The sequence below is a fragment of the Pseudomonas sp. 2822-15 genome (assembly GCF_002742515.1).
GTDB lineage: Bacteria > Pseudomonadota > Gammaproteobacteria > Pseudomonadales > Pseudomonadaceae > Aquipseudomonas > Aquipseudomonas salomonii.
The window spans coordinates 24,793-35,554 of sequence record NZ_LJRY01000354.1; the positions used below are offsets into that span (position 1 = coordinate 24,793).

Consider the following 10,762-nt stretch of genomic DNA (forward strand, 5'->3'; position numbering starts at 1 on the left):
TGCACTATGGAAAAAGTACGCGAAAAACCCCGTCATGTCAATATGATTATGCCGCCTCCTGATCTTTTTCCGAGTGAATCACCTGCCATAACGGTTGTTGAGCCTGAATATCCACTTCCTTTATCACTTCTTTCAGGGATTCCCACAGGTCGAGCCAGTCACGCGTCCAGTTCTTCGGGTCAATGGTCACGCCGAAGAACGTGTTCATCTCGGCGGCCACCCGCGTCGGGCCCCACTCAGCAGACCCGGCCACCTCCCCCTTGTACGATTGCAGGGCCAGGGTTACCAGGTACTGCGCCTTCACACGCTTGGCCGAAGTGAGGTCAGGCAATGCCGCCTTGGCGGTGACCAGCAGCACCGCATTCAGCAGGTGCTTCATGTTCATAGCCGGGTGGTACAGGTAGTGCCCGAACTGCTGCACCTGGAACGGCAAGGTGTCGATGGCGCGCAGTACCTTGCCGATGGTGGCCAGGTGCGCGGCGCGAGCGGTGGAGCGGCCGGCGGGCGTACTGCGTGTTTCGCTGATGCTGATCTTCTGGCGCACAACCTGAATGCGCTCCTCCTTGTCTTCCCCAAGCGCAGCGAAGACGGCCTCTGCGCGGCGCATGCGCTGCCCCTTCTTGATCGGTGCCGATTGTGCCTTGTCGATGGCCACAGCGCTGATCGACGCGTTCGATTCGTGCTGAGCCTCAGTCCATACCTGCCTTGCGTTGATCAGTTTCATGCTGCGATCCCCTTCTGCAGTTCTTTTGTCTTTGCTCGGTAGTCGGCCTTGATGGCCTTGATCTCTTCCATGTCTCTAGGCCCTCAAGTGCGGCAGATCGTGAGCTGCCAAGTAATCGTTGCGCGCTTTAACTGCGTCCTTGATGTCCTTGAAGCGGCCGAGGTGTATTTGCTTTTTCTGCCACTGGACCTTTGCCGACCACCTGCCTCGATCCCAAGAAACCCCGACATGGCCGCTGGTGTTCTTGTCGGTCAGGCGACGATTTGCCGCCTGGACGTTGTAATCGGTGTACCGGCAGTTCCCCGGCTCATAACCCTTCGAGGACTCGATTCGATCAAGCGTCAGCTCATCGGTGTAGCCATTGGCAAGCGACCACTGCATGAATGGATCGAAGCTCATCCACTCTTCACAGAGCGTCACGCCGCGGTACTTCTGGATTTCAGAACCGCGAGGCTTCAGGCAGCGGCGCTTCATGTTCGCCCATGTCACATGCAGTCGGCTGTTCGAGTTATTGAGGCCGTGGGTTGCGCGCTTCCTGCCCGCCGCCTTGTTTGCGCATGGGATGCAGAGCCCCGTCATGACCTTGGCGCGCTCCATTCGAGTTTCAAATTCGACCAAGCACTCCGGGCACCGAAAAAGGCCGATCGACCTTTTTGATCCAGAAATCTCGGCGAGCGTTTTTCGAATAAGGATCACATTGCTGCCCATGACTGCCCCCTTTCATATCTCTGCTCTATCCGTTTCACCTTCTTCGTGAAAACAGCCTTGAGGCGCTTCAAGTAAGGGATTTCATGGCGGACCAGGTCCTGATTGCACTCCAGCCACACAACCTTTTCCGCGCCGATCTTCTCGACCAGGCGGGGCCGGTAAACCATGATGTTTCCGCTCAAATGGGCGTTGCACTGGGAGCAGGACTTGTTCATGTTCCAGAGGTTGAAGCGGAGGTGCGCGGCGGCGCCCACGCTGCGAAAGTGCGAGCAGTGCCATTGACCACCCCAGCTCGCCGGCTTGTCGCAGCTGATGCAGCCCAGATGCGCGTCACGCAGCCGTACATAGCGATTGATGACTGCCTGAGCCTCTTTTGCATGATCTGCCCTGCTCTTCAGCTTCTCCTTGCGGACCTTGATGTCCTGGCGCTCGATGTCGGCCAGAGCCTTGCGTGCCTTCGGCTCATGCCTGGGCGCGTCGATCATTGCGCAGGCCGGGCTGCATACCGCCTGCCCGATGCGCGCCGGGACGAATGAGGCCCTGCACGTTGCAACGCGGCATTTCTTCGGCTTGGCGGGCTTCCGTTCGATGGTCATACAGCCTCCTTGGCTTTCTGCTGCTCATGGGTGAAGTCGCCGCGCAGGGGCATGAGGTATTTCTCAGCTATGCAGCAGCGCGGATGCTCGACGAGGGCCTTGCTGATGGTTAGTGAAACCAAGCCATCTGCCTCCACCACCCAGGCGTTTGCATCCCCACGGTTAAACCATGGACCGTGCGCGGAGAACGAGTCGCAGCCAGGCCCTAAGCACTCAACCAGCTGCACACAGCGTCCGATCAGGATCGGCACCAGCGGACAGGAAACGATCAACGCCAGATCGCCGGGCTTGAAATGATGCCTCATAGCGCCTTCCTCGCTGCCCGCTCTACTTCGGCCTTACGGTCGCGGCGCCGGCGATCGAAGTCTTCTACTGCGCGCTTGCGGCGGCGATCGAGTACCGTCCCAATGACCAGTGCCAAGGCAATCAGGACTCCGTAAATGTCTGCGTAATCCATCAGTACCTACCTCCCCAATTGTCCTTTTGTGTCCAGCGCACCTGGTGCTCGGCGCCAAAGGCGTGCACCCACTCAATCAACTCGCCGCACTGCTTCACGGTGAGCTTGCTGGTGCGTTCGTAGATGACGTCGAAGCCGTTACCGTCTAATGCCGGGATCATCTGGGGTTGATCGCCCGTCTCGCGCAGCCAGGCGGCGGTCAGCAGGCGCTTCCAGATCAGGACGTCCCACTTCTTCCCGGCGTGCTCGACTTGAGCGGCGATATCGGACAGGGCCGCGTGAAGGGCCTTGTTCTGCTCCCCGCTGCGGTCCACTTCGGTGATGGCCAGCTTCTTGGGCTTGCTCAGGTCCAGACTGGCGATATGACCCATGGCCCTGTTGCGGTCTGATTCGTTGCGTATCTGGAGGCTGGTCATGCCGCAACCTCCGTCAAGGGCTCGCCGGTACGCCGGGCCAAAAGATGGTCACGTGAGATAAAGGCGTCCACGACGAAGCCGCCAAGGTCGATGGCCAGCGGAATCCCCTCGCCCCGTCCGCGCGCGACGTAATACTTGCGGCCGTCGCGTCCTTGCACCGGGTCAAATACGAAGTAACCGCTGTCGGTGACTTCGATCAGGATCTGGTGGTTGCCGCCTTCGATGTTGAGCGACGGTGACGTACACAGATAAACGCCTTCATCGGCCAGCGGCGGGCAATCCAGACTGAAGAAAGCCGTGTATTCAACGCCCAGGCGCTCGAGCATCTGCCGTAAGGTCAGATCGCCGTCGCGATATGGCTGGTGCATTTCTTCGATTACTTCCTGTGCTGGGCGCCCAACGATCATTGCCAAGCACGTCGACACGCAGCTGTACGGGCACGGTTGAATTTGGTGAGTGATGATCGGGCTCATGACTGCTCTCCCTTGCCCATGGCGGCGTCGGTGCGCACATCCTTCAGCAATCGCGCATTCAGGTAGCCATCAGCATCGCGAACGCGGATGAATACCCGGTGCAAGTACTCGTTGGCGCCAAGATCCTCCCAGGCGTAGTAACCAACAACGGTATGCTCGACCCAGGCATCACAGCTGCTCAGATGGATCAGCACCTTGCTATTGATCGCCGGAAGTTGATCGCCATTTACCGGGTCAAGCGGCGCCGCAGCGTTTCGCAGCGCCTCGTTATCGGCCTTGAGCTGGTCACGATCCTTGCCGATTGCTGCCGCGTCTTTGAGCGCGTTCAAGTACCACTCGGTGAGGGTATCCACCTGCGCATTCAGCTGGAAATTCTCTGCCTTGAGCTGGTCGCGCTCGGCCCTGAACGAATCGGAAATAGACTTGCTGTACACGCTAAGCCTTTCCCAAGCTTCGGAAGTTTTTGCAATGCGCTCGTTCTCGGCGATCAGGGCTTGAACTGCCGTGGGATCACGCATGAGCTTCTGCAATTTGGCCGTTTCGCGAAGCTGGTCTTTATCGAAGGTCATGCCCGCTTCTCCGCTGCTTCTGCGATCAATGCCATGCGCTCAAAGCGCTCAGCGGCCTGGCTGGCGAGATTGGCTAAGTCCGCCTCATCCACCACCGGCATGCACACGAAACGGATTCCGTGCTTGACCATGGTGTTGGCCATCTCGAGGGATTGGCGTAGCTGTGCTGGGTTTGCTCGTTTCATTGCGAGATCCCCTTCAGCAGTTCTTGCAGCTGTTTCAGCTTGCCCACGGCCGCTGCGTTGGCTTCGCGTTCAGCCTCCACGGACAGCGCCACCTCTTCGATGCGACTGGCGAGCTCCTTCATGCGCTTGCTGAAATCATCAGCCAGGCTCACGACTTCGCCGGAAAGGCTGGCCAGAACATCCAGGGCGCCTTCGGACTTCTTGATCGAAACAACGGCTTGCTTGGCTACCTGGGTCACGGCTTGCTCCTTGATTGTTTTGGGGGTCGCTGCGTCGCGCTGGAATTTGCCGCCAACCGGCTCACGGATCAGGCCGGCCTCCTTGAGTTCGCCCAAGGCGCGGCGAATGGCGTAGGGCGATGCGCCAGTGGCCTTGGCTGTGAGGGCGGCACCGTGGATTTCGTGATTGCTCCAGGCCGCCTGGATGGGAACTAGGGTGAAAACCTTCTGAGCGATTGAGGACTGGCCGGCGAGAATCTGTTGCTGTCTGGATTCGTTCATCAGATCGCCTCCTTTTGACGCACTACGGCTATCGCTTCACGGGCCTTTCGCTTGCGCAGATATGTGTCGACGCGGTCAGCCTGGGCTTTCTTGGCCCGTTCGCGCTCCTGACGAGCCTTGGCCAGGGTGACAATCTGACGAACCTCGGCGAGCTTTTCCCGAAGACGTGGCGATGGCGCCACTGTTGAACCGGTGATTAACCCGGCGATTGCTTGGCCGTCGGCAGTGATTGGCGCAATACGCAGATCGGACAGGTACTGATTGCCAGCTTCATAAGTGATCAGTTGCATGCGTACTGCCGACTCGATGGCCGCAACGCGCCGTGCAGGGTCAAACCCGAGCGAGACACACCACGCGATAGGTACGGCTTCGGCCCGAGCAGCGGAAACTAAGCGCTCGTAAGCGCCCATGAAAGCCATCCGAGCGCCAACCTTATCGCCCAGGCGCAGTATCGGACTGGCGGCCGTCATGGCCTGCTGGATTTCAGCGGTCATCACCACAGTCTCGATTTCGTCGCCGGCGAGCAGAGCAATCGACCAGGCCTCATCCTTTCCAGGGCGCCCATCGGAGGACTGGACACGCTGCAGGATGTCAGCCATTGCCAGCTTGCCCTTCACTTCGAAGCGACAAGCCTTCAGCGCGGTCTTGACGATGGGCACCGGGTAAGCGCAAAGGTCTTCGGCCATCATCGCGGCAGTGCCTGGATTCATTTCCTGCCCCATGGCCTCGGCGGTGGCGCAGATGGCGGCGGCCAGACCGGCAACCTGCTGGTCGTTCATTTCAGAGGTATTCATTGCGGTCACCTGCTTGGCGTTTGGCCAGAACCATCTGGGCGGCCTGCTCGGCAGCGGATAGGTTTGCCTCAGTCCGTTCCATCTGGCGGGCCGTAGTGCCGTTGATGCGCTGACCGGTGACCCACTGGGTGTGGTAGCTCTCAGCGTTGGCCAGCAGTTCGTTGAGGCTGTGGCACTTGCGCAGAACGGCGGCATCACTGGTTTTCAGGAAGTGGGCCGCGACGTGGTGGGCGACGTCGGCGCCGAGGCGGTCGACCAACTGGCCGAGCTGGCCACCGACCTTGGCATTCCACACAGGCCAGGCGCTGTAGCGCTTGCGGTATGCCATGGCGTAGTTCGCCCAGACCTTGAAGGTTTTGCAGGTCTGGTCTTTGGGGCCCGGCATATCGGCGGGGATCTCAACCCGTGGGGCATCGATGCGATCAACCACCAGCACCAAGCCGCGGGACTGAGCCGGCTTGCCGGTGGCGTCCTGCAAGTCCTGACTGGTGTCCTGATTGGTACCCTGATGATTGGTATCCTGATTTGTCGGAGATTTATCCGACCCTTGCTCGGATTTTTTTCCGACCTTGCTCGGAGATTTATCCGAGGTAGATCGGATATTTTTCCGACCTTTGTTTTTTGGTGGGGTCGGATATTTTTCCGACCCATCAAGCTTCTGGTTCCACTCGATGGCCTTCTCGGTAAGGCGAAAAAGCGTGATGTTCGAAGTGCTGGAAAGCTCAATCAAACCGGCCTCTTCCAGGGCCTTCAGCATGCGGTAAGCGGTGTCTGGCTTGTCGGTGAGCAGCGGCAGCTCCTCAGTGATCTTGGCCTTGCTCAGCGCGAAGAAGACCCCTTCATCGGTCTTGATTGGCTTGGTCCAGCTCGGGCAGCCGTAGACAAAGGCGAACAGCAGGGCCTGCTGAGAATTCAGCCCCCACTCCAGCGCCTTCACCTGGTTAATCGTGACGGTGTATTGCATGTCAGGCCTTCCCGACCTTAGCGGCCAATTCAAGGAAGCGATCCACGTACCAGTGAGGCTGCGTCTCGCGGGGGCATTGAGGGCTGGTGAGGTTCTTGCCGTAGGCCATCCCTTTCTCGGTCACGGACCAGAAGTCGACCATTTGCTGCTTGGAGTTTTTGCGCTGGAGCAAAGTCAGGAATCCGTGAGCCTTGAGCGCAAGGTTGAAAGCGCGGGCGGTGCTGGCGATGGCGTGATCTTTGATCAGGGCGGTGATTGCCTTGGTGGGCATCGAAGAGCCACCAGCGGCGTCAGGGGCGGCATCAACGGCGTAGCCTGGGAGGAACTTGGCATCCAGGCCGTTGTTGGCTGCGATCTGCGCGAGCATCATCATCTTGCTTGAGGGCGCCGGCTTCAGCAGGCGATCGAAGCATTCCAGAATGGCGAGCTCGCCTATGATCTTTGGATTGCTTGGCAGTGCGCGGGCGCGCTCACGATCCTCGAGCGCTGTCATGCGATCAAACACCAATGCCTGAAGCTCGTAGCTGTACGACATGGCGATCAGACAGGCTTCACGCTTGGGGAACACAAAGCACTTTTGTACGCGGCTACGGGCATCAAGGTAATCGGCTGAAAATTTAGCCGATTGATCGGCACCGAGAACACGCGGAACTTTGCGATAAGGTTCTTGTGCGTCAGGGTCGGCTGGCCCTTCTCGCGCTTGGAGTTGATGAAGTCCACCAGCTCAAGGCTGGACATTGAAACTCCACGCGCCACGTTTTCAGATTGCGAAAAACGTGGCGCGAGATTGTTGGGGCTATTGACGGGGATGGATTGTGTATTCATTATTGCCTCGCTGAAGTAGCAATGAGCCAGGCCACGAACCTGGCTTTTTTGTGCCTGCGATTTATGCGCGGGCTTTGTGCAACTCAATTACCGCCCCAATAGCCTCAAGGCTCGCCGACATGTACTTGGCGTGCAGAGCGCGGATCTTCTTTGCTTCGTTCGAATCGATTTCGCCGTCTTCCAGGGCGGCAGCCACCATCTGGTCAAGTGCACCGCGCTGCGCGGAAGCCGTCAGAGAGCGCTGGTACAGGTCGACGTTGTCCAACTCCCCCGCCTCTGGGATCTTCACGAACACGCCGCCGTACATCGCGCAGATGTAGTCCGGCAGGTGCTCGGTCTTCGTTTCGCTTTCCAGCACGAATATCTCGGCATCGCTCAGTGGCTTGCACCCGGCGGTTTCATAGATCTGGTTCTCCAGTCGCTTGTCCTTGATGCCAAGGCGAGCAGCTGCGCAATCCATCCCACCAGGGAAAGCGTTGGACACGGCAGCCATTACCTGGCGGCGGGTCTCTAGTACGGGCGTTTTCATGTCCTAGTTTTTCCTTGGGTCGGTTGCGGTCAGAATTGCTTCAATGGAATGGCGGACAGGGATGTCGCTTAAGCTGCCTGCGGTCTTTTCACCCTTGGTGGGTAAAGGTCTGGCCGCAGCTCAGAGCGATGAACCCCGGTTAATTTCTCGATCTCCAGCACTCGCTCAGCAGGAACGCGCCCGGTGGCGCACATCTTCTGCACTGCTTGTGGCGTGACCTTCAGTGACCGAGCTAAGGCGGATTGGCCGCCGGCAGCTTTCGCGGCCTTCTGGATTGCTGTCTGCGTCATACGCACCTCAAAGTTACAGCTACAACCTAAGGTTAACCCATGGACGCATTTATCTACAACTCAAATTCGCAATTACATCTACAACCGTTGTTTGTATGATTCGTCGATGAAAAATATCGGTGAGCGCATCGCGCAAAAAAGAGAGGCGGCAGGCCTTAGCCAGTCGGAGTTGGCCCGTCGTTTGGGGCTGAGCCCTCAGGCTGTCCAGAAGTGGGAGGCTGGTGTTTCTACGCCGCGTAACAGCAAGCTGGGCGACCTGGCTGAGGCTCTCGGCACTTCGATGGGCTACTTAATAGATGGCGGTCTTGGTGAAGCGAGCCGAGCCGCGCCTGACTCGAATGCCAGTTCCATGAAAGCCATTGATGGCTGGGACGAAAAGACCCCTCTCGATGACGACGAGGTGGCGGTCCCGTTTCTGCGGGAAGTTGAACTGGCTGCTGGATCGGGCCGATTCGTGATTCAGGAAGACGAGGGGGAAAGCCTTCGCTTTCGCAAGAAGAACCTCCGCGAAAACGGTGTTCAGTTCAGCAACGCCAAGTGCGTGACCGTCCGGGGCAATAGCATGACCCCGGTTTTGCGTGACGGCGCGACAGTGGGCATCGACTTGGGCAAAACGAGCCTGGGCGACATTATCGACGGCGACCTCTATGCCATAAACCATAATGGCCAGATGCGCGTTAAGCAGGTTTTCCGGCTTCCTTCGGGAGTCAGGCTGAGAAGCTTCAACCGCGACGATCATCCGGATGAGGACTACAGCTTCCAGCAGATGCAGGATGAGCAGATCGGCATCCTGGGGCACGTTTTCTGGTGGGGTATGTACGCCCGCTAACCAAAAGGAGCCGGCTATGTCCTTGACCAAGCCAAACCAAGATCTCAGGCGCGATCTGCAAGGCATCGCCTCCGACCTCAAGTGGTCAGCCGTAGAGCTGATGAGGATTGCAGAGCGACTGAGCCTTGCCGGGAATGAGGCGGACGCCCAGGCCGTACTGAAGATGTGCACGGTGCTGCACGCGGACGAGGACCGGCTGGCCGGGTATGCGGATGAGGTTAAGGCGGGAAGGATAGTGCGGAGTGTTCGAGTGACGCCTTTGTAAGACATTCGCCATAGAACAAGTAGGGTATCGGCCATTGGCCTTAAGAATAGCCATAATCGGCCGAATCTATGATTGAACCGCACGATTCAGGGCGCGTCTTAGCTACAATGAATGTGTTAGCGCTACGTTTTGTAAATCTCGGTTTCGTGGCGCGGTTTTCATTTGACTTAATTTTCTGCTCGACGATAATCGCGAACCGTTGCACGCATCATTATTCCCAGGAGCCCGATGATGAACTCCGCAAACAACTACCTATTGACCGATGCTCTTTCTGCTGCAGAGCTGATGGGTGTTGGAGCCGTTCGATCACTAGACCTACTGAGAGATATTGATGGCACGATTGATGCTGTCTCTCATCACGCAAGACTTTTTGATGCCGCAGAAAAAGTATTTTCAAAAATTCAGGCGTCCATCGCATCGGGCGATGCTTCCAAGCTGATCCCTGAGGACGACTTGATACCGGTGCTTGAATCTCTTCAAGATAAGCTTGTGAAATCTTATTCCGAGTCTAAAAAGAAGATGGCGTGTGCCGTCCATGATCCAAGACTGACGGATGATGATGGTGTGGTTGATGCGTACGAGGCATTACTCCAATCGTTGGAGTCCCTCAACAGCACTACTGAAGCTCTTCGCTGGAGTATCCTGGAAAGCAACGCTGACACCGAGAAAGGACATACCCCAAAGGTACTGAGCGAAAGCAAGGACATAGACTCCTTTCTTGATAGCCTGTGAGGCTGAGAATCACGGCCATTGATCTTGGTCGAAAGTCATTCCAGAACTCCTACGCTCCTCTTTCTGATGAGGTTAAGCTAGCCTTCAAAGCTGCGTATAAACTCCTTATGACAGATCCTCAACCCAAAAAGCTAAGGCTTGAGAAGCTGTCAGGTCACAAGAGACCTGGAATCTATACGATTCACGTGACCTCGAACCACAGTCATAAACTCAGCTTCGAACTGGTCGGAACGGTAGCGGAATTCCGCAGAATCGGAACTCACAAAGAGATTGATCGAACCCCTTAAGCCCGGCCCAGCGCCGGGCTTCTTGTTTCTGTCATCTGAGCTGATAAAATAATCGCCCCTCTCGAATGGACTCGTTTTCATGCGCCTATCCTCGATGCCACTGGCCTTCTGCGCCCTCTTCACCTGCATTTCCTTCACCGCCCAAGCAGAAACCCAAAAAGAGAGAGACCTCCACTGCGCGGCCTACTACGAAGTGCTTTCAGTAGCTGGTGACCAGCCAGACATAAGCCGCAGTCAGTCATCAAGAGCCTCCTATGTACTATTGGTGCATGCTGGCTATACCCCGGAGGCTCAGGAAGAAGTTGCCCAAAAAATGGTGGAATTGCACAAAGAGACACCAGGGCGGATGACGCCAGCTAGCACTGCCAAGCTGCGTGAAAAATACGACGCCGAATGCAAAGTCCTTCTGAAGGCCGCCATGTGAAGATCCTGGTACTTGTGAGAGCTGTTACCCTGGCGGTAGCAGCATAAGCAGCCATCATCGAGCCCGGCCCTGCGCCGGGCTTCTTGTATCTGGCGAACGCTCTGCTCTGCTATTGTGGCGTAAGCGTACGGGGAATACGCCTTGCGTAGATCAGCCAGGCATCCACTGATGCGGCAGTAGATGCTCGATCTCACT

18 protein-coding genes and 1 pseudogene are annotated in these 10,762 nt (G+C 57.4%); 4 read left to right on the forward strand and 15 right to left on the reverse strand.

Annotated features, from left to right (window positions below; genetic code table 11):
* Positions 1 to 46 precede the first annotated feature (46 nt).
* The 15 genes and pseudogenes from AOA59_RS28645 to AOA59_RS28715 form a co-directional block, all read right to left on the reverse strand.
* A complete protein-coding gene (locus tag AOA59_RS28645) occupies positions 47 to 724 on the reverse strand; it encodes a hypothetical protein (protein WP_099489837.1) in 678 nt (225 codons plus the stop codon).
* Between the two features lie 75 nt (positions 725 to 799).
* Positions 800 to 1,432 carry a hypothetical protein gene (locus AOA59_RS28650; RefSeq protein ID WP_099489838.1) on the reverse strand — a complete coding sequence of 211 codons (633 nt, stop codon included), beginning with the start codon at positions 1,430 to 1,432 and terminating at the stop codon, positions 800 to 802.
* Entirely contained in the window at positions 1,417 to 2,028 is a 612-nt protein-coding gene (locus AOA59_RS28655) for a recombination protein NinG (RefSeq protein WP_099489839.1), read from the reverse strand. Before AOA59_RS28655 ends, AOA59_RS28650 begins: the two co-directional genes overlap by 16 nt.
* Positions 2,025 to 2,333: a hypothetical protein gene (locus AOA59_RS28660; RefSeq protein ID WP_099489840.1), complete on the reverse strand. Its 309-nt coding sequence runs from the start codon at positions 2,331 to 2,333 to the stop codon at positions 2,025 to 2,027. Before AOA59_RS28660 ends, AOA59_RS28655 begins: the two co-directional genes overlap by 4 nt.
* 151 nt (positions 2,334 to 2,484) lie before the next feature.
* On the reverse strand, positions 2,485 to 2,901 hold the full coding sequence (locus AOA59_RS28665; protein ID WP_099489841.1) for a recombination protein NinB: 417 nt from the start codon (positions 2,899 to 2,901) through the stop codon (positions 2,485 to 2,487).
* On the reverse strand, positions 2,898 to 3,374 hold the full coding sequence (locus AOA59_RS28670; protein ID WP_099489842.1) for a hypothetical protein: 477 nt from the start codon (positions 3,372 to 3,374) through the stop codon (positions 2,898 to 2,900). Before AOA59_RS28670 ends, AOA59_RS28665 begins: the two co-directional genes overlap by 4 nt.
* Entirely contained in the window at positions 3,371 to 3,943 is a 573-nt protein-coding gene (locus AOA59_RS28675) for a hypothetical protein (RefSeq protein WP_099489843.1), read from the reverse strand. The genes AOA59_RS28670 and AOA59_RS28675 overlap by 4 nt, the downstream gene beginning before the upstream one ends.
* Positions 3,940 to 4,128 (reverse strand): DUF1382 family protein, encoded by a 189-nt coding sequence (locus AOA59_RS28680; protein ID WP_099489844.1) that lies wholly within the window; start codon positions 4,126 to 4,128, stop codon positions 3,940 to 3,942. Before AOA59_RS28680 ends, AOA59_RS28675 begins: the two co-directional genes overlap by 4 nt.
* The gene (locus tag AOA59_RS28685) at positions 4,125 to 4,628 is read right to left on the reverse strand and encodes a hypothetical protein (protein ID WP_099489845.1); all 504 of its coding nucleotides are present in this window, start codon (positions 4,626 to 4,628) and stop codon (positions 4,125 to 4,127) included. The genes AOA59_RS28680 and AOA59_RS28685 overlap by 4 nt, the downstream gene beginning before the upstream one ends.
* Positions 4,628 to 5,422: a hypothetical protein gene (locus AOA59_RS28690; protein WP_099489846.1), complete on the reverse strand. Its 795-nt coding sequence runs from the start codon at positions 5,420 to 5,422 to the stop codon at positions 4,628 to 4,630. Before AOA59_RS28690 ends, AOA59_RS28685 begins: the two co-directional genes overlap by 1 nt.
* Positions 5,409 to 6,386: a phage replication protein gene (locus AOA59_RS28695; protein WP_099489847.1), complete on the reverse strand. Its 978-nt coding sequence runs from the start codon at positions 6,384 to 6,386 to the stop codon at positions 5,409 to 5,411. Before AOA59_RS28695 ends, AOA59_RS28690 begins: the two co-directional genes overlap by 14 nt.
* Position 6,387: 1 nt before the next feature.
* Positions 6,388 to 6,840: pseudogene (locus AOA59_RS28700) on the reverse strand (Rha family transcriptional regulator); the annotation flags it as partial.
* 86 nt (positions 6,841 to 6,926) lie between these two features.
* Positions 6,927 to 7,211 carry a hypothetical protein gene (locus AOA59_RS28705; protein ID WP_143522853.1) on the reverse strand — a complete coding sequence of 95 codons (285 nt, stop codon included), beginning with the start codon at positions 7,209 to 7,211 and terminating at the stop codon, positions 6,927 to 6,929.
* A gap of 61 nt (positions 7,212 to 7,272) precedes the next feature.
* Positions 7,273 to 7,740, reverse strand: a complete 468-nt coding sequence (locus AOA59_RS28710) for a YmfL family putative regulatory protein (protein ID WP_099489849.1) — start codon at positions 7,738 to 7,740, stop codon at positions 7,273 to 7,275.
* A gap of 68 nt (positions 7,741 to 7,808) precedes the next feature.
* Positions 7,809 to 8,030 carry a YdaS family helix-turn-helix protein gene (locus AOA59_RS28715; protein ID WP_021491160.1) on the reverse strand — a complete coding sequence of 74 codons (222 nt, stop codon included), beginning with the start codon at positions 8,028 to 8,030 and terminating at the stop codon, positions 7,809 to 7,811.
* Between AOA59_RS28715 and AOA59_RS28720 the strand changes: the two genes are divergently transcribed.
* From AOA59_RS28720 to AOA59_RS28740, 4 genes are all read left to right on the forward strand, one after another.
* Complete coding sequence (locus AOA59_RS28720; protein ID WP_236267492.1) at positions 7,924 to 8,859, forward strand: helix-turn-helix transcriptional regulator; 936 nt, start codon at positions 7,924 to 7,926, stop codon at positions 8,857 to 8,859. The two genes, AOA59_RS28715 and AOA59_RS28720, sit on opposite strands and share 107 nt — an antisense overlap.
* Before the next feature lie 16 nt (positions 8,860 to 8,875).
* Positions 8,876 to 9,124, forward strand: a complete 249-nt coding sequence (locus tag AOA59_RS28725; protein WP_099489851.1) for a hypothetical protein — start codon at positions 8,876 to 8,878, stop codon at positions 9,122 to 9,124.
* Positions 9,125 to 9,355: 231 nt separating this feature from the next.
* A complete protein-coding gene (locus tag AOA59_RS28730; protein ID WP_143522854.1) occupies positions 9,356 to 9,856 on the forward strand; it encodes a hypothetical protein in 501 nt (166 codons plus the stop codon).
* Positions 9,857 to 10,222: 366 nt separating this feature from the next.
* A complete protein-coding gene (locus AOA59_RS28740) occupies positions 10,223 to 10,567 on the forward strand; it encodes a hypothetical protein (RefSeq protein WP_099489854.1) in 345 nt (114 codons plus the stop codon).
* Positions 10,568 to 10,762: the final 195 nt, after the last annotated feature.